This window comes from Paenibacillus aurantius, from assembly GCF_032268605.1.
Classification (GTDB): domain Bacteria; phylum Bacillota; class Bacilli; order Paenibacillales; family NBRC-103111; genus Paenibacillus_AO; species Paenibacillus_AO aurantius.
Map to the genome: position 1 here is coordinate 2,084,046 of NZ_CP130318.1, position 19,515 is coordinate 2,103,560.

Here is a 19,515-nt window from a genome sequence, read left to right on the forward strand (position 1 = left end):
AGGCAGCCGTTTTTTTGGTTTTGCGCCAAAAAGGCCCATCTACCTTTTTCATTCGTATACCTTTTCGGTTTTTCCGGAGTTTTGCTTATGGAAAGATTATTGTCTATGGATACACGTTGCCGTTTGGCTTTTACTTAAGAAGGCAATAAGACGGAACTTATTATAAAGATGAGCGAGGAGGAAAGGAAGCATGAAAGGATTAAGAAACCGGCATGCATGGACCTTCCGGAGGGGGATGGCGGCACTGCTTACCGCGCTGCTTCTGTGGACAGCAGGGCTTTACGAAGCTTCGGCGGTATGGGCGGCGGAAGCGCCCTTGACCCCGACGGATGACACGTATGCCAATGCGGGTACCAAGTCGGAGCAAACGTTCGGAAGTTCTCCCGATCTGTTGGTTAAGTATCAGGCCGCGGATCCGAATGTGACCCGGCAGGCTTATCTTCGTTTCGATGTGAAGGGCTTCCAGCCGGAAGCCGTAGGCTCCGCCAAGCTGAGGATATACGGAAGCGTGACGGAACCGGGGGTGTCCAGTGTACGGATCTCCGTTTACGGCGGAGGGCAGGACGGCTGGGCGGAATCCACTATGAACTGGGGAAGCAAGCCGGAGCCGGAATTCTTTCTGGGCCGGTTAGACGTTACTCCTACGGCGGGATGGTACGAGGTGGACGTGACTTCGTATATCCGCAAGCAAGCCGGGGAGGATGGAACCGCCACACTGATTCTGACCCAGGAGACTTCTCCCGGCTATGTGGTCACGTTCAAAAGCAAGGAAGACACCTTACATAAGCCTCAATTGATCGTTTCCGATACCGCGGTTCAGCCGGACGCCCCGTCCTGGCCGGCCGGCAGCGCCTTGCTTGGGAAGGGAGCTTCGGGATCCGCTCTATCCTTAAGCTGGACTCCTGCCTCCTCGGGCAGCGGGGAGATAACGGGTTACCGCGTTTACCGGAACGGGGAGCTCGTTCAAGCCTTGCCGGGCACCGCACAAGAGTATACGGTAACCGGCTTGCCGGACGGGAAAAGATACACGTTCCAGGTACAGGCCGGGGATTCGGCCGGCCGCTGGAGTACCGACGGGCCCATCTACAGCACCATTCAGACGAGGATCCCCACGGATGACGCTTATGTAAACTCGGGGACATCGGCAGACAAAAATTTCGGACAATCGGCGGATCTGCTGGTGAAGAACAATGTCGCCGATCTGACCCGGCGTTCCTACCTGCGGTTTGATCTGAACGGGATGAAGCCCGAAGAGATCGGATCCGCCAAGCTAATGATCTACGGGGCGATTACCGAAGCGGGTCCGACCTCCTTAAGCACTTCGATTGCCGGCGGCGAAGTCCAGGATTGGAGCGAGAAATCCATCACTTGGATGAACAAGCCGGACACCGAACATTATCTCGGCAAGTTTACGATTAACCGGACGATGAAGTGGAACGAGGTGGACGTCACCTCCTACCTCCGCAAGCAGGCACAGGGGGGCGGCCTCGCGACCTTCTCGCTGTTCCAGGATCTTTCTCCGGGATACGCCACCGTATTCAAAAGCAAAGAGGACATCCATAAGCCGTATTTGCTTATTTCCGCTTTGCCTGCCGATGGGAACGCCCCGTCTTGGCCGGCAGGAAGCGAGCTCACGGCGGCCGATGTGCAGGAATCGTCCTTAAAGCTTAGCTGGACGAAGCCAACGTCTTACGGCGGGGCCGAGCTTACTGGCTACCGCATATACAAGGACGGCGTTCTCCTTCAGGAGCTCCCGGCAACAGCCAGTACGCTTGCCTTGAACGGGCTGCAAAGCGACAGCCGATATACCTTTCAAGTGCAGGCGGGAGACAGTGCGGGGCGCTGGAGCACGGACGGCCCGCTGGTGACCGTGCGCATGCCGGGCAACGAAATCCTGCAGGTCAAGCAAGGCAATGTATTCGTTCAGCCGGATTCGGCTCAGTTCAAGGTTAGGACCGGAAGAAGCAGCGCTCAATGGATCGTGGAGGATGCTTGGGGACGGGAAGTGAAACGAGGCTCTTCGCCTGTAGCTGGAGGGGAACTTCTGCTTTCCGTACCGGTTGAGCAGAAGGGGTATTTTACCATCCGGTTCAGCCTGGAAGCCCCTGGGATGGAGCCGGTCATGCTGAGCACGCCGTTTGCCGTGCTGTCTCCTTTCGATGTGAAGGCGGTACCGGAATCCCCGTTCGGGTTTGCTACCCATCTGCATCGGACCGGGACGGGGTGGGGCTCCGATTTGATTGATCTCATCCAGGCTTCCGGAGCCAAGAACGTAAGGGATGGAATCGAATGGAACGGAATCGAGAAGCAGAAAGGCCAGTACACCTTCGCTCCGGTGCCGGACAATTATATGGCGAAGCTGAAAGAGCAGCAGGAGGACATGCTGTTCGTGGCCGGCTACAACAATCCGCTCTATGACAACAACAGCACCCCTTATACGGACGAAGGGCGCCAAGGGTTCGCCGACTATGCTAAATCGTATTTGGATCATTATGGAACCCAATTGAAGTGGCTCGAGGTGTATAACGAATTTAACATCGCCTTCGGCGACCGGGGGAACGGTCCCGCGGATTCGAGGCCGGATTATTATTACCCCCTTCTGAAGAAAACGTATGAGACGGTAAAAGTCGAAAGGCCGGACGTTACGGTTGTAGGCATGGCGACAGCCGGCGTGCCGCTCAGCTGGATGGAAGAGGTGTTCAAGCTTGGCGGACTACAATATATGGATGCGGTTTCGATTCATCCTTATCAATATCCGGCCGCACCGGAAGGCTTGATCGGTCAGCTGGCCGGAGTCCAGAGCCTGATCCGCCAATACAACAACGGGCAATCCAAGCCGTTATGGATCAGCGAGTTCGGCTGGCCGACGCAGGAAGACAGCAGAGGCATCGATGAGAAGACGCAGGCGGATTATCTGGTGCGCGGCCACGTGCTGGCGCTGGCGGGCGGCGTTGAGAAAATCTTCTGGTACGATTTCATGAATGACGGAACGAAGGCGGATTACAACGAGGACAACTTCGGGATTATCCGCAATGCCGCCGACCCCCAAGGAAAGCATACCCCGAAGCCGGCCTATGCGGCCTACGCCGCCATGACCCGGGAGCTGACCGGAGCGGACTACGTCCAGAAAGAATCGACACCGGACGGCATTTACAGCTATGCGTTCCGCAAGGATGGGAGGGACCTTCACGTCGCCTGGTCGCTGAGCTCCCAATCCATGGCGATTAAGACCTCGGGGCCGGTGGACATCACGGACCTGATGGGCAATACCCAAACCTACACCCCGCTCGATGGAAAGGTTTATATCACCTTGAGCGGAGAGCCGGTTTATATCCAAGGAACGATCGAAGGGTTGGTCCAGGATTCCACCTTTACGGTGACCTCGGGAGATAAGGCGGTTGCCACGGAGAAGGTGCAGCTCGATGTGAGAATGGTCAACCCGCTCGGCGAGCCGCTGTCGGTTTCGCTGGCTTCCGAGAACCAGACGGTAGAGCTGGCGGCCGAGGCTCACGGCACGGTCAGCGGCACCTTAAAGCTCGGATCCGTTGATCATACCGGTACCAAGCATGTCCGGGGAGACCTTCTCTCCGGAGGGAAACGAATCGGTTACTTGACTCATCAGGTTCGAATAGGCGAGCCTTATGAGATTCGGGTGCGTCCCGTAGTGGCCGATGAAGCGTCCCGCCTTGGGAAGATGAACGTGACCGTAACGAACCGCTTTAGCGGCCAATCGCTCCGTGTTCTTAAGGTGGATTGGGCCATGAACACTCAGACCGGTTCCATGGATTCCGGAAGGGAGGTGGCTCCGCTCGCCGAAGAGACCTTCTCCTGGGATGTGGGTACGGTAGATTATGACAAGAGTTACCCCTATCAAGTGACCGTCGATCTGGAGGGCTTCGGGCCGATTACCCTCTCAGGCAAAGTGGAATATAACCCCATTGCCTACAAAACCGTTCAGGTGGACGGCGTTCTGGACGATCCGGCCGCCGCTCCCTTAATCGATCTATCGAAGGCAAACAATAAAATTTCCGGCTATGGCGGTCCGGACGATGCCAGCGGGCTGGTCTGGCTGAATGCCGACCGGGATAATCTCTATATAAGCGCGAAGGTCACCGACAATGTGTGGGCTTACCCCGCTGGAGGAGGAGATCAGTGGCAGAACGACGGCTTTCAGTTCGCCCTGGCCGCCGGAGTACCGGGAGAGAGCAAGGCCTGGTACGAATTCGGGATGGCGGAAACGCCGGCCGGCCCGCAAATCTACCGGTTCCTCTCGCCGGCCGGGCTTCCGACGGGCCGCGTCGACAATGGGAAGCTTGTCATCGTTCGGGATGAGGCCCAGCATACGACCACCTATGAGATGGCTCTTCCGTGGTCCGAAATAAAGCCGATCCGGCCGGAAACGGACGAGATCGTCAGTTTCTCGCTTCTCTTAAACGACAACGACGGCGTACAGCGCCGCGGTTATATCGAATGGGGCTCGGGTATCGGGGGAGCCAAGGATCCTAAGCTGTTCCGGACGATCGAATGGATGAAGCCCGGCTCCCAGCTGAAGCTGGAATCGGCCGAAGGAACGTACAGCGATTCCATCGAGCTTAAGGCCACCTTAACCGATCCGGCCGGCCGGCCAATTGCCGGCGAATCCGTGGATTTTGAAGTGGAGGAGGGCTTGGTCGGCTCTGCCGTTACGAACCAAGAGGGAACGGCCTCGATCCGCTATACGATCAAGCAGGGAGCCGGTTCCTCGGCGGAAACCGTCGAATACCCGACGCGCGCCCTATACAAGCCCAAGGCCGGCTCGGCCTACAAAGGAAGCACAGTAGAATCCAAGCTGACGGTCCGCAAGGAGCAAGCCTCCTTGTCGGCCGTGAGTCCGTCCCTGGTAACTGTCGGAAGCGGGCAGACGCTTGACGTTGCTTTGGTCCAGAACGATGCGGAGCCTGGCCGGATGGAAGGCATCCCCGTGGGGGCCGTCATTACCCGGATGCTTCCAAATGGCACCCGCGGCGACACGGCGGTAACCGAGGCCGTTTATTCGACGGATGCTTCCGGAACGGCTCATCTACCGGTTCAGCTTGCCGCCGGATTATATGAGATCCGCTATGAGATTCAGCCCAATCCTTACTATCAGACGGCATCCGCCATCGCAACTGTACTTGTTGCGGAGCGCCTGCCGGACACGGCCAGCCTGAACGGATTTCTTCCGCTCCCCGGGGGCGGAGGTCCTCTCGGCCAGAAGGCGGGCAAGCTTCACCTTACTCTGCAGGGCGAGCGAACGCCGGGAGGGGAACTATCGGGCATGCTGCGTATCCATGCCGAACCTCAGGGGCTTGACTTGACTAGCCGCTCCTTGCAGTGGCTGGCGGCAGCGGGCTCCGAAACCTATATCCAGGCAGAGGCGGAGGATCAGCAGGCGAACTCTTACCTGGTGCGTATCATCGCCGCTAGCGGAGAAGACAGTGGAAGCCCCTCTCCTCGTATCAGCCTGCAGATGTGGAAACAAGAGGGTGATAAGGAAGAGCCGTTCTACGCGGCGTTCCTGCAGCCTTTGCGAGGAAACTTTACCTTACCATCAGGAGGTCAAACCGCATGATTCCCATAGCGGAAACAGCAGCACGCGTCTACGGTTACATGGTTCAAGATTACTCCGGGCAATGGGGAATGGACAGGGAAGCCTGGGACTGGGTCCCGGGCGTCGGAGTGATCGCTATGATGGAGTACGGGGAAACCTTCAGACGCCGCGAGGTCCTGGACGATCTTCATGAATGGGAGCAGCGCAACCGGGCGAAGTCGGCAGAGCTGAAAGTCATCAATGCTATCGCGCCATTCGCGATATACGCTCCTCTATGCCGGCACACGGGCGATACCTATTACTACGAATCGTCCGTCCGGGCAGCCGAGTGGCTGCTTCGGGAAGCCCCCCGCACAAGGGAAGGCGCCTTCGAGCATACCGTAACGGAAGAGGCTCAATTCCCTGAGCAGGTGTGGGCCGATACGGTCTTTATGGCGGTGCTGTTCCTGGCGAGAACGGCCAGGCTGACCGGCCATGCCGAATATGCCAAGGAAGCAGTGGAGCAGTCCCTGATTCATATGCGGCTACTGCAGGACAAGGAGACGGACGTTCTGTTTCACGGCTGGAACTGCATCACATCCGATCATATGTCCGCCGCCCGTTGGACCCGGGCGAACGCTTGGGTGGCGGCCGGCATACCGGAGATTGTTTCGGAGGTCGGAGGGCTTGCCCCCATTCCCGATGAACTGCGGATAAGGTATGAGCGTCTGATGAAGGGCCTCATCCGGTACCAGCAGCAGGACGGGCTTTGGAGCACGGTCATGGACCATCCCGATTATTACCGTGAGGCGTCCGGCAGTGCCGGCATCGCATGCGGAATTCTGCGCGGCATCCGCAGCGGATGGCTCTCTTCGGAGCTCGCGGAAGCAGCCGGTCGGGCCCTTCCGGCCTTGGTGGAAAGGATCGAAGCCGATGGATGCCTGAGCGGGGTATCCGGCGGAACCCCGGTCATGGAATCCGTCGAAGCCTATAACCGCATCGCCTGTTACCCGACCCTGTATGGGCAAGGGCTGATGCTGATGCTGTTGAACGCCTTCGAAGCGGCTAAGGCAGAGGAGGAAGGACGATGAGCACGGACAAAGGGAGGGCCGCTTTGCTTAATGCGCTGGAAGAGAGGGAGCCTGATTTCAACGCGTCGATTCGCATGCTGAGAAGGCCCTTTAGCAGCCCCGGGTACCATACGACAATCAAGCAGGCGGACTATGTTCACCCGACGCGGGAAACCGTTCAGTACGCGGTGGCCCTTCTCGACAGCGGCCAGGACACCTGGCGGGAAAGAGCCTTCTCCATCCTGGAGCAAATCGTGTCTCTGCAGGATGACGATCCGGCGTCCCCTACGTTCGGAATCTGGTCCTGGTTCTACGAGGAGCCGCTTTCCCAAATGGCCCCGCCCGACTGGAATTGGGCGGACTTCTGCGGAAAACAGCTGGTGCTGGCGGACGTCCGGCACGGGGCTTCCTTTCCGCCTGCCCTAAGGGCGGCGGTGAAGAAAGCCATCTATAACAGCTGCGAAGCGATCATCAAGCGGAATGTCGGACCTGAATATACGAACATCGCCATCATGGGGGCCTTCGTCACCTTGATCGCGGGAGAGCACTTCAGAGAAGAGAGGTTTCGCCGCTACGGCTTTGACCGGCTGGAGCGCTTCTACCGGCATACGAAGGAGCAGGGCACCTTCCAGGAGTACAACAGCCCCACCTACACCATTGTTGCCATTGAAGAGCTTTCGAGCATCGCGACGGAAACGGAGAACGGGGAAGCCCGTGCCATGATCGAAGAGCTTCTGGACGGGGCCTGGGAGATGGCCGCTTATCATTTCCATCCTGCGGTGAAGCAGTGGGCCGGACCGCACAGCCGGTCTTACGACAAGCTGCTTCCGCCGGAGAAGCTCTCTTTTATCCAGATGGCGTGTGACGGTCACCTTCACCTGCTGCCGGAGAGCGAGTTGATCTATAACCTGACCTGGTATGGCAACCGGATCTCCTGTCCGGCCAAGTACCACCAACTTTACCGGGAGGTGCAGGAAAGGCATGGAAAACAAGCGGTCGCCAAAAGAGCGGACGGCTCAAGCTCGAGAGAAGCTTATCTCTATATGAACCCGCGGGTTTCCGTCGGCAGCTTCAGCTCCAATATCATGTGGAACCAATGCCGCAATCTTCTGGCTTATCTCACGAACGGGCCGGCCTGCACGTATATCCACTTCCGTGTTCTCCACGACGGCTACGACTACTGCTCGGCGGTCTACAACGGGATTCAAGAGGAAGGCAGCGTTCTGCTCGGTGTGACCTTCGCAACGAACGGCGGCGGCACGCACCCTAACCTGAACCCCGTGCATGGACGCATCACCGCTTCGGATCTAAGGCTGCGCTTCGAAATCGGCGGCTCCCTGGATCAGGTAGCCGTTGACGGGCAGGACGACCTTGTGAATGTCCGGGTGGACGGCCTTCACGTTAAGCTGGGCAAGCTTTATGGAGTCTTTGGCGGGAAAACAGACTTCGCCTGGGAGATTCATAAAGAAGAGGCGCAGGTAAGCGTCGATCTGGTGATCCATTCGGGAGAAGCCCGGACGATGGATTTCCATTCCCTCTCGAAGGCCTGCTTCCTTCTGGCTTTCGATGTGACGGAGGCGGACCGCGTCCTCCAGGCGGAGACGAAGGAGGCGGGCAGCAGCGTAGAAACCAAGGTGCGTTTCGGGGAGGGCGCCGTTCTTAGCCTGCAGCTTCCTACCGCGCCGGATGAGCTCCATAAGCTCATGCATCGATCGTAACCGCTGTCCGGTTATTCTTTTATTAGGCAGCAACCTCAACCAACTGGCAGGCGCCCGCTTAAAGCGGGCGTCTATTTTCGTTGTTACCCATCTAGTCCGACCCCTTCTCCAAGCCCATCTATGCTGATAAGAAGATTCATGTTATGGTTAGACCATAGTATAGATAGTGATATGGATAGCTGTCCTGTCTCTCCGCTGCGAATAATAGGGACGGTCAGTCGGCAGCTGTTGAAAGAGGAGGCGAAACGGATGACGTCACAAGATAAGTATACTTTCCTTGTAAAAGCGTTGCTGGTTATGGTGATGGTCTCCAGTCTGCCGTTGCTGCTGTTCAGTTCGTACAACATCAACCTTGTCATTACGAAAGCGATGGAGATGGTTAATTCCAAAAATCAAAACGAGCTTACCCGTACCGGAGTGCTGATGAATAACAGTCTCCGCCAGGTAAGGGAGCTGGCCAATTCGATCATGACGGAGAAAGCCTTTGCCAGCACTCAAACCGAGAGCGGCAAATGGAAAGCGCTTCAGCTGCTGACGGAAAAGCAGTTTGCTAACCCTTACATCAAAGAAGTAACCCTATACAACGAAAATCAGAAGTACATGCTCATTCCCAGTTACGGCATTGACCGGAATATGAGGTATCGTCCTGATCCCGAAATGGAAGCGGTTGTCTCCCGTATGTCCTTTTATGAAGTAAAGACGACGGATACCAAGACAGATGACGGGCACTATACCGTGGATATAATCGGCAAGCTCCCGGTCGTGACGGAGGATCGCAACAGCCTGATCCTTCACCTCGACATCGAAAAAATCTATTATGACTTTCTGAAACAGCTGAACGTGGACCCGGAGCTTTACGATTATTATTTGACGAATGCGGAAGGGACCGTTCTTTATCATCCCAATCTGGCGCTCGTCGGCCAAACCTTCTCGGGGCTCGAATCAAGCAAGCCCGACCGAAAGATCAACACTTACCAGCTGGACTCGATGAACTGGAAGCTTGTGAGTGAAGTGAACAGCCGTCTTCTCTACCGCGATGTAACCGTCCTCCGCGGAAGAATGGTTACGATCGCTTTTGCCGCCTCGGTTTTACTCCTCCTTCTTATTGTAATGGGCCTAAGGTATCTTTATAAACCGTTTCGCTATATCGCCCAGCGTGCCGAGGAGAACGAGGCGAAATGGAAGAAAACCATGCTGTACCGGTTAATCAAAGACCCGCAGCCCCGGAGTGCCGATCTCGAACGATTTCTTCCGGCTTATTCCTCTTATTTGGTTGTAGTGGTATTCATGATTAAGCACGAGGAGGAGGCGGTTCCGGACCATTCCTCCATCTTGGAGATGGTGGAGGATCGCCTGCCGAAAATGTTCCGCGCAGACTTCTTTCGGGAGGAGCGGGAAATGATCTCGCTTGTTCAGCTTTCCGATCCGGATATTAACCGGTTTCTGACGGAGCTGATGCTTGAACTGGACGGCGACTGGATGGAGCAGCTGATGATCTGCGTAGGAGGCGTTCATTCCCTGCTCGATATTCATAATTCGTACACGGAAGCGATGTATGCCTGTAACATCGGGCGGATCTATTCGGATACGGATGTCTACTGCTTCAGCAAGCTGCCAATGGACTATGAAACCCGGAATCTGGCCATTCCCGCTGTAGAAGAGATGGAGCTGGCGATACGGCAGCATAACGAGAAAGCTTATTCCGAAGCGTTGGATGTTCTGTTCTCGGATAAGCTTACGGTCGTGGAATACAATCATAATTTTTATTTGACCGTTTCCCTGCTCCTTCGCCTGTACGGACAAGAAAGCTTATCCTTCCTTCAGGAGCTGAACCGGTTGATCACGGAGCGGGGAATCATGAACATCACGGGAGTGAAGCAATTTTTCCTCTCCAAATTTCAAACCTTCCAGAAGGAATACGACGGGGATACCAAAAACTATTTCCACAAAATTGAAGCCTTTATTGCTTCGAAGTATCGGGTCAACTTTTCCTTGGATGAGTTGGCGGAAGCAGCCGGCGTAACCAAGCAGCACCTCATTGCCCTGTTCAAGCAGTTTTACAATCGGACGCCCGTCGAATATATAAACGAATACCGTATAGAGAAAGCCAAGCAGCATCTGGCCGATTCGGCCGCTAGAATATCCGACGTTGGTACCCTGGCCGGTTTCAACAGCAACAGTTATTTTGCGAAGGTTTTCAAGCAATACACCGGTATTACCCCATCGGAGTACCGCCAGCTCATCCACAACCGGCAGCCGTAAGCGATGAACCCTTGGCTCATGGGCTTTTATCGCGGTCTGGGGGGATTGTAACGATATTCGGATCGTTGTAACCATAGGCCTCTTCCTTTTAATTTCAAGCCATCTGAATATTTTGGGATTGAAACCAGCCGGTTGATCGACCATGATGACCGTAACACCAAGCTAAAGCCGAACGAGTCCAGGAAATAACCCAAAGGAGGAATGGGAAGGATGGGTCGAAGCAGCGGAAAGGGGCGGTCGAAGGCGTGGTTTCTTTCAGCCGTGTCACTTGCTGTCATGCTTACAGCATGCAGCTCTGGAGCACCCCAGGACAAGGAGGTGGCGGCGGCCGGCACGGCCGCCCCGAAGAAGGCGGCCAAAATTGTAGCGTTGTCCTACAATCCATCGTATGACCGCAAAGGATCACCCGAGGAGAAGCATGTGCATGATCTCATCCAAGAAAAAACGGGAGCGGACGTGGAGGTAATCTTTACCCCGAGCGATCAGTTCGCGAGCAAACGGAACCTGATGCTTTCGTCTGACGAGCAGCTGGATTTTGCCGAAGTTTCCGTTGCCGACGCCATCAACTTATATAAGAACAATGCCATCATCGCCGTAGACGACCTGCTGAATACTTACGGGCCGAATCTCAAGAAGAATGTGAAGCCGCAAGCCTTCAAGCAGGTTACCTTCCAAGGCAAAATTCTCGGGATTCCCCGGGAAGCTCCCGTTATTACGCCGGACGCGCTGCAAATCCGCACGGACTGGCTGAAGAACCTCGGGCTTTCCGTTCCCAAAAGCATAGAAGACTTCGAGAAGGTCATGGATGCCTTCAAGAATGGGGACCCCGACCGTAACGGCAAGAACGATACCTATCCGCTCACGACCGGATGGGGCAACTTCGGCAAGCTGGAGACGATCTTCAGCCCGAATTTCTTGCCTCAAGCTATGGCCTGGTGGAAGGACAGCGACGGCAAGCTTAAGCCGGCCGAGCTCCATCCCGGTTATTCGGCGATGATGGCCAAATTCGTGGAATGGAACAAGAAAGGGTACATTTGGCCCGACATGCTGCTCTCCAACATGGCCAAGCAGCAGGAGGTCATCGCCCAGAACAAAGCGGGGACTGTCGCCGGCTGGTTCTCCTCCACCATTGTGAATGCCCATGACGTCCTGCGCAAAACGGTTCCCGACGCGGAATACCAGCCGATCATGCTGGAGGGCAAGGGGATCAACAAGCTGGAGACAACCTCTTATGCCGGAACCGTTATGGTGATTTTCAAGAAGAGCAAGCATCCGGAAGAAGTGATGAAGCTGTTCAATTTCGAAGGAACCTATGACGGATGGCTGCTGGGCACTTACGGGGTGGCCGGGGAGAACTACAATATGCTTCCCGACGGCATGATCGAATTCATTTCCGACGATAAAACGGATATCAACAAGGCCAAGTATTATGCGAAATATTCGTGGGTCGGCATCGTTTGGGAAGGGAAGCCGGCTTGGCCGATCAAGACCTGGGTCGGCGAGCAGTACAACCTGAAGAAGCAGCAGGTCGAAAGCCTTCCGCGGTTTGACTCCATCGACAAGACCGTGTTCTACGATCAAACGAAATGGAAGTCCTCTTCCCGGCTGAACGATATGAAGACCTATTTGGACGAACAAAAAGTAAAGGTCTTTACAGGGGAAGTTCCCGTCAACGACTGGGAGAAGATCATGAAGAAATGGCTCGAAATGGGGGGCCAGCAAATGATTGAGGACCGGAATGCCGACTATGCGGAGCAAAGCAAATAAAGGGTCCGCGTTCTGCTTTCCCTTTACGGAGGGCAGGACGCTCCTTGTAGGAAGGAGGAAGCGCCTTGAAGGGGTCTCCAGCCGCGCCTGCCGATAAGAGTGTTTTCCATTCGGCTCCTCACGGGGCGGCCGTCAAACGAAAAGGGGGGATGTTCCCTCTCTGGAGGTATAAATTCCTTTACCTCCTGCTGCTGCCAGGGCTGCTGCATGTCGTGATCTTTCACTATATTCCGATGTATGGAATCGTCATCGCCTTTCAGAATTTCAGCCCTTACGCCGGGGTGAGCTCCATCTTCCAGGATCCCCAATGGGTGGGTCTGGACCATTTTCGCGCCTTCTTCCAGTCGTATTATTTCGGAAGAATTATCGGCAATACGCTCCTGATCAGCAGCTACAAAATTCTGTTCGGGTTTCCCGCCCCCGTTATCCTGGCTCTGCTCCTGAATGAAATCCGGCATGCCCGCTTCAAAAAAGTGGTTCAGACCATTACTTATTTGCCGCATTTCCTGTCATGGGTTATCCTTTCCGGCTTGATCCTGACCCTGCTGTCCCCGACAACCGGGATGGTCAGCAAAATTATCATGAACCTGGGCGGTCCGCAAACCAACCTGCTCGCGAGTCCGGATTTTTTCCGTCCCCTCCTGGTTGGAAGCGAAGTATGGGCCGGAGTCGGCTGGGGGAGCATCATCTATTTGGCCGCTCTTGCGGGGATCGATCCGGCCCAATACGAAAGCGCTAAGATGGACGGGGCCGGCCGGTTCCAGCAAATGCTTTATATCAGCCTTCCGGGGATGGCCAACATCCTATCCATTATCTTTATCTTTGCGGTCGCCGGCATTCTGAATGCGGGCTTCGAGCAGGTGCTGCTGCTTTATTCTCCGAACGTTTACAGCGTCGGCGATATTATCGATACGTATGTTTACCGGGAAGGCCTGATTAACAACAAGTATTCGTACGCACAGGCCGTCGGATTGTTTAAGAACGTCGTCGGTCTGGTGTTCCTGCTTGTCACCAACTACATCGTGAAGAGGTTGGGGAAGGAGGGCATATGGTAAGGAAGAATGCCTTTGATTACGCCAATAGCGCTCTGATGCTTCTGTTCTGCTGCAGCATCATCGTGCCCTTCCTGTTCGTCGTCAGCCAATCGCTCATGTCCAATGAGGATGTGCTGAAACACGGGGTTACCTTGATCCCCAAGCATATAACCTTCTATGCCTATAAATATTTGCTGGTGGACAATACCTTTCTTTATCGGGCCTTTGCCAACTCGGTGTTCGTCACCACGGTAGGGACGGGGCTTTGTCTGCTGGTAACCGGAGGGATGGCATACGCTCTATCCAAAAAATACTTGCCGTACCGCCATGCCATCACTCTATTCGTCATGGCCACCATGTTTTTCAGCGGGGGTCTCATTCCGTCCTACCTGCTCGTGGTAGGGCTGGGGCTGAAAAATTCCCTGTGGGCTTTAATGGTACCTTCCTTTCTGAGCGTATGGAACATGTTCCTGCTTCGAAATTTTTTTATGGAGCTCCCCCGCGAAGTGGAGGAATCCGCTTATCTGGATGGGGCGAACGATGTAACGATTCTCGGAAGGATCGCGATCCCGATGTCGCTTCCCGCCCTCGCTACGATCGGTTTGTTTTATGCGGTCGGCTTCTGGAACAGCTGGGTGCCGGCATCCATTTATTTGAATGACCCGGACAAATGGCCTTTGCAAATGCTGGTGAAGACGCTGTTGACCTCCTTTGATCCAAGTCAAGGAGGCGGCTCCCAGGACCTGCTGATGGTCCTGTCGAAGGACAGCGTCCGCTCGGCTGCCATCATCCTGACCACGCTGCCCATTATGCTGGTGTATCCTTTCCTGCAAAAGTATTTTGTCAAAGGCATTACCGTCGGTTCGATCAAAGGGTAGCACCTGAACAAAGGAGAGGGAGCTTGCATGGGAAAGCTGCTTTTTTGGGACGACACTTCTATCGAGCACCGGTCGGAGGTGATGTTCGTCCCGCACCGTCCGGAGAAATGCCGGGCCAATCCGCTGATGGCCGGAAACGCCTTCCATGGAGGGCCCCAGACGGTCATGTACAACGCTCAGAACCGGCTGTTTCAGATGTGGTATGCCAGCACGAACGCTGCCAAGGAACCGGTTCTGCTCTGTTACACCTCGAAGGACGGAATAACGTGGGAAGCGCCGGAATGGGGAGTTTATGATGACACGACTTTTCCCAATGTCGTCATGAAATCCGGCTGCCCCGGGGTTCCGCATGTGAATTTCAACATCCAGCGGATCGTACGGGACGAACAGGAGCCCGATCCGGACAAGCGATACCAAATGCTCTACTTCGACCGGTCGCCGGAAACCGGCTTCCACGGCGTGGGAGCGGCGGCTTCCCCGGACGGAATTCATTGGACGCGGATGAATGGAGGAGATTTCGTTTTCCGCGGCCATGACGCCTTTAATGTGATGGTGGATAAGAAGAACGGACGGTACAACGTCTATCACATTCAGCTGCTGACGAAGGGAGCTTCCCCGTATACGGCCCATGACAACGCTCCCGCCATCCGGAGAGTAGTGGGGCTTCGAACGAGCGGGAATTTCCGGGACTGGACGGAGCACGGACAAATTATTACGGTGGACGGGGCCGACCCGGTCGATTTGCAGCATTATTTTTTTTCGGTAAGTGCCTATGAGGATTACTATGTGGGGCTGCTCAATGCGTATTATACCGAGTCCCAGGTGGGGGATACGGTCTTTCTGTTCAGTAAGAATGGCGTCCATTGGGATAAGCGCTACGCCGGCTATAAGCCGGAGAGCTTTCTCCCTTTGGGGGATGAGGGCGATTGGGACAGCGGCTTCCTGTTTTCCGTGCAAGAGCCCGTTCCGGTCGGCGACCGGATCTATTTCTACTATCAGGCGATGAACCGTCCGCATAACTGGATCGCCTGGTTCGAGAACGAAAGGGACTTCCTTGGGCGGTTATCCGCCCAGCGGCAGTGGGAGGCCAAGCTAGGCCAACGGAAGGTGTACGAGAAGGAGGTGATTCAAGCCTTATACGAGGAGCTGGCGGCAAGGGTGGAGAAACGCCAGCAAACGGAGCAGGCCCTGTTTATCCGGGGAATGGGTCTGGCCACTCTGCGGGAGGACGGGTTCGTCTCCCTAACCGGCCGGAAGGGGAAGCCCGGCTTGGTGATTACCAAGCCGTTTCCTCTAGGGGAGAAGCTTTTTGTTAATGCAGACTGCCGGGCGGGAACGCTGTCGGCCTCATTGACCGACGAAGCGGGCAATCCGTTAGAAGGAGGGGAAGCCTGCCACCTTTCCGGCCATGACGGAACGCGATTGGAGCTTTCTTGGAGCTCCCTGCCGGGGGCGGAGCGGGCTGGACGTAACGTCAAGCTCCATCTGACCCTGCAGGATTGTCATTTGTATTCCGTTGTTTTTTAAGGGTAGCGAGGGGCTATGAGGATGAGGAAGGGGAGTGGAAATTTGAATAAGTACAAGGCCGTTCTGATCATAGGGGTTCTCATGATTATGCTGCAGCCCTTCGGAGGGTTGACGATTACCCGCGCATCTTCTATTCCCGGAAATGTTGGTTATCTGGAACCGGACGCGAATCCCACCCAGGGGGCCCTGGCCCAATTTGGAAATACCGGTGCCGCTTCCTTTGGCGCCATGACCATGAGCATCGGGGTGGATCTCGGCACGACCCGTCCCTTTAACGAAATCCGTCTCACGGACAGCAAGGAATGGAATGCCTTAACCGAAGCGGAGCTAACCGTTTATGTGAGCGATACCAACAATGGAACGGAGAACAGCTACCGCCTTGTCACCGGCTGGACGTTTCACAAGGAAGGCAGCCTTATTCTTCTCGACGGCTTCCACGAAACCGGCCGGTATGTGAAGGTACATGGCCGGTTTGCTCCGGGCTCCCGGGATCCCCTGACCCAGAGCAGCCTGCAGGCTGTGATGAGCGTGCACTTTACCCCGGGCCATCCCGCAGGGCCAGCCACGAGGATTCAGGCCGCAACCATGGGATACGTCAACAACGATCCCGATGGGACCAAGGCGGTAGGCAGCTGGGCGTATAAGGGTACGGCGGCGATGGATTACCAGAACAGGAGCGTCGGGATTAATCTAGGCTCTCCGACCCGTGTCTCGCAGCTGGAGCTCGCCGACAGCAATACCGATTCCCGCGGGACTCTGGCCGATTATAAGCTCTATTACAGTGACGATAATGCCGCATGGACCCCGGTGGAGATGAGCGGCGTCCGTTTCGACAGCCGGATGGAGCAGGGGCGCACTCTTCACCGGTTTACCTTTCCTCCCGTGAAAGCTCAATTCTTCAAAGTAAATTCCCTCTATTCCGATTCGTCCTGGAAGTGGCAGCTAACGAATCTCCAGCGCGACGTTAAGGCGTACGGGCCAGGCTCCGAGCTGGGAGGCCAGCTGGGCTTTACCCGGATCGGTTACTTGGATGAGGACGCCAGCCCGGAAAGCAGCCCCATGCGGAATTGGGGCCATTCGGCCGACCTCGCCCTCGATTACAACGGACGCAGCCTCGGAATGGACATGGGGAGCATCAAGACCATCGGTGCCGTTACTTTGACGGACTCGAACTCTGCCGCCCGGGGCGACAAGACAAGCTATTCGGTCTACACCAGTTCGGACGACAGCCGCTATACCTTAATACCAAGCGAACAGATACAATGGAGCCAAACGTTGATCGATAACCGTCTCGTCTATACCATCGGATTCGAACAGCCCTTAACCGCCAGGTATTTGAAAATCCATACAAATTACCGTGACAGCGACTCCTCCTTTGTCCTGTCCGGTGCCGCCCGGTCGCAGATTCGGGTTTACGCCCCGCCTGCGGCGAACCAGCCCGGGCCTGCCGATCCCACCCGCCTGGAGACTCCCTATCCCATCGGCTCCGCTACGCAGCTGTTCGTGAGCCGTGATCTGGTGGAGTCCACGAACCAGGTGTCCTTGCAAGTGATAGCGGGTCAAAAATCCCCCGATCCGATCATCGAAGTCGGGCCCGGAGATGAATGGCGGTATATTATGGGTGGGGATGTAATCTACAACGCAGGCGAAACCGACACGAAATTTGAGATGTGGTATATGGTTCAGAATACCAATAATAACTCGATCTCCAGCTATTATGCCAAAAGCCCCGACGGCCTGCATTGGGAACGCAGTCCGGATTATAAGCTAACGGTTAACGGAACTCCATTCTCGGCCTATTCCGCCAGCGTTCGTAAGGATCCGGACGCCCCGGCTGCCGAGCGGTACAAGATGGCCATGTTTAACTTTGCCAGCTCGGTAGGCCAGTACTACACAAGCACGCTGGTCTCTCCTAACGGGATCGAGTGGACGTACAAGAACCAGAAGGCCGTGCTTGGCTACGATTTTGCCATTACGGTTTGGGACCGGTTTCGTCAGGAATATGTGATGATGACCAAGAGCAATGAATCCGATCCGGGCTTCAGCAATCGGCTGCGCCGCATTTTCCATACCTCCACGTCCCCGGATTTCGAACAGTGGACTCCGACTATCAAGAGCCTGGAAGCGGACGCAATAGACAACAACTTTGCTTCGATTGCGGAGCGGTATGACCGTGCCAAGCCGCTGTTTGAGACGCCCCTTGACCGGGGATTCCAGCGCGCCGACATCTATGCCACGGCTTTCTATCCTCATGAAAGCGGCATGATCGGATTCCCGCTCGTTCATTACATTAATAACAAGAATCCGCAGAAAGGGGATGATGACGGAGTAAGCGAGGTTCAGCTGGCTTTCTCAAGAGACCAGCACACGTGGCAGCGGGATTTCCGCGAACCGGTCCTCCCAACCGGAACCGCCCGGATCCATCCGGACCTGCCCAACCCGCTTCCCCGGGACAATGCAGCCGTTTCCGACTGGGACAGCGGCTGGATGTATACGGCCATGCATGCCTTGGATGTCGGGAATGAAGTGTGGATGTACTACAACGGAAGCAACACCACCCATGCGGCCGATGCCATCTACAACAGCGCTTGGAGATATGACCCGGATACGAATCCGGCTGGCGTTTATACATGGGAGATCGGCTTGGCCAAATGGCAGAAGGACCGGTTTGTTTCGGTCCATACGCCGGCAAGCGGTACCGTGACAACCAAGCCGGTCCTGTTTGAGGGCAACACCTTGGTTGTCAATGCCAGGACTGGGGCAGGCGGCAGCGTTAAAGCCGAGATTCTGGATGAGGAGAACCGGGTGCTCGTTCCCCTTTCCGAGGCGGTAACCGGAGACACCTTCTCGGGCACGGTCCGCTTTGCCGGACAGGAGGGCGCATTGGCTTCGTTAGCCGGCAAACCGGTAAAAGTAAAATTCTACTTGGAGAATGCGGAGCTCTTCAGCTATGGCTTTAAGCCCGATTCCACTCCTCCGGTGACGCAGGCGGGAGTGCAAGGCCCGAAGCAGACTTCCTGGTATACGGATGACGTAACGGTCACCCTGTCGGCAGCCGATGAGTTCTCCGGTGTGGATCATACCGAGTACAGTCTGGACGAAGGCCGGTCGTGGTCCATCTATTCTGCTCCTATTCGGATAACGGAGGAGGGCCGGCATACCCTTCTGTACCGCTCTAAGGATGGAGCGGGAAATGCGGAGGCCGTCCAAACGGCGGACATTCCGTTGGATAAGACGCCGCCGGACATTCAAATAACCGGTGCAACCATCTATACCGTCGACCAGCAGGTGCGAATCGCTTGCAAAGCCGGGGACACCGTCTCGGGGGTAGTGTACAGCTCTTGCTCTTCTCCGCTGGTCGATTCCCCGGCTTACCGCTTAGGAATCGGTATCCATCAGGTAGAGGCGTCGGCCGTGGATGAGGCGGGGCATCGTGTAGTAGAGGCTGCCGAATATGAGATTCAGGTGAGTGTGCCAAGTATGATCCGCTTGCTTAAGCAGTGGGCGGGAGAAGGCTTGAACGGCGGAGTGGCCAATTCGCTGATCGGAAAGCTGGAACATGGCCAGACGGATGCCTTCCTGCATGAGGTTTCCGCCCAGAAGGGCAAGAAGCTTTCCGACGAGCAGGCGGAGGCGTTAGCAGTAATGGCTTTGGCCTTGACCAACCAGCAGAATGGCACGGGGCCTGACAACCCTGCGTAAGAAAGCGGC

9 protein-coding genes are annotated in these 19,515 nt (G+C 55.8%); all 9 read left to right on the plus strand.

Going from position 1 to position 19,515, the window contains the following annotated elements; all coding sequences use genetic code 11:
• Positions 1-190 precede the first annotated feature (190 nt).
• The gene (locus MJA45_RS09540) at positions 191-5,590 is read left to right on the plus strand and encodes a CBM96 family carbohydrate-binding protein (RefSeq protein WP_315607027.1); all 5,400 of its coding nucleotides are present in this window, start codon (positions 191-193) and stop codon (positions 5,588-5,590) included.
• Positions 5,587-6,639 carry a glycoside hydrolase family 88/105 protein gene (locus MJA45_RS09545; RefSeq protein ID WP_315607028.1) on the plus strand — a complete coding sequence of 351 codons (1,053 nt, stop codon included), beginning with the start codon at positions 5,587-5,589 and terminating at the stop codon, positions 6,637-6,639. The genes MJA45_RS09540 and MJA45_RS09545 overlap by 4 nt, the downstream gene beginning before the upstream one ends.
• Positions 6,636-8,336 (plus strand): hypothetical protein, encoded by a 1,701-nt coding sequence (locus tag MJA45_RS09550; RefSeq protein ID WP_315607029.1) that lies wholly within the window; start codon positions 6,636-6,638, stop codon positions 8,334-8,336. The genes MJA45_RS09545 and MJA45_RS09550 overlap by 4 nt, the downstream gene beginning before the upstream one ends.
• A 249-nt stretch (positions 8,337-8,585) precedes the next feature.
• Complete coding sequence (locus MJA45_RS09555; RefSeq protein ID WP_315607030.1) at positions 8,586-10,598, plus strand: helix-turn-helix domain-containing protein; 2,013 nt, start codon at positions 8,586-8,588, stop codon at positions 10,596-10,598.
• A 210-nt stretch (positions 10,599-10,808) separates the two neighbouring features.
• The gene (locus MJA45_RS09560; protein ID WP_315607031.1) at positions 10,809-12,365 is read left to right on the plus strand and encodes a type 2 periplasmic-binding domain-containing protein; all 1,557 of its coding nucleotides are present in this window, start codon (positions 10,809-10,811) and stop codon (positions 12,363-12,365) included.
• 65 nt (positions 12,366-12,430) lie between these two features.
• Positions 12,431-13,420, plus strand: coding sequence for an ABC transporter permease (locus tag MJA45_RS09565; protein WP_315607032.1), 990 nt, complete (start codon positions 12,431-12,433; stop codon positions 13,418-13,420).
• Complete coding sequence (locus MJA45_RS09570) at positions 13,414-14,277, plus strand: carbohydrate ABC transporter permease (RefSeq protein ID WP_315607033.1); 864 nt, start codon at positions 13,414-13,416, stop codon at positions 14,275-14,277. Before MJA45_RS09565 ends, MJA45_RS09570 begins: the two co-directional genes overlap by 7 nt.
• A gap of 27 nt (positions 14,278-14,304) precedes the next feature.
• Positions 14,305-15,804 (plus strand): glycoside hydrolase family protein, encoded by a 1,500-nt coding sequence (locus tag MJA45_RS09575; protein ID WP_315607034.1) that lies wholly within the window; start codon positions 14,305-14,307, stop codon positions 15,802-15,804.
• 42 nt (positions 15,805-15,846) lie between these two features.
• Positions 15,847-19,506: a discoidin domain-containing protein gene (locus MJA45_RS09580; protein WP_315607035.1), complete on the plus strand. Its 3,660-nt coding sequence runs from the start codon at positions 15,847-15,849 to the stop codon at positions 19,504-19,506.
• Positions 19,507-19,515 lie beyond the last annotated feature (9 nt).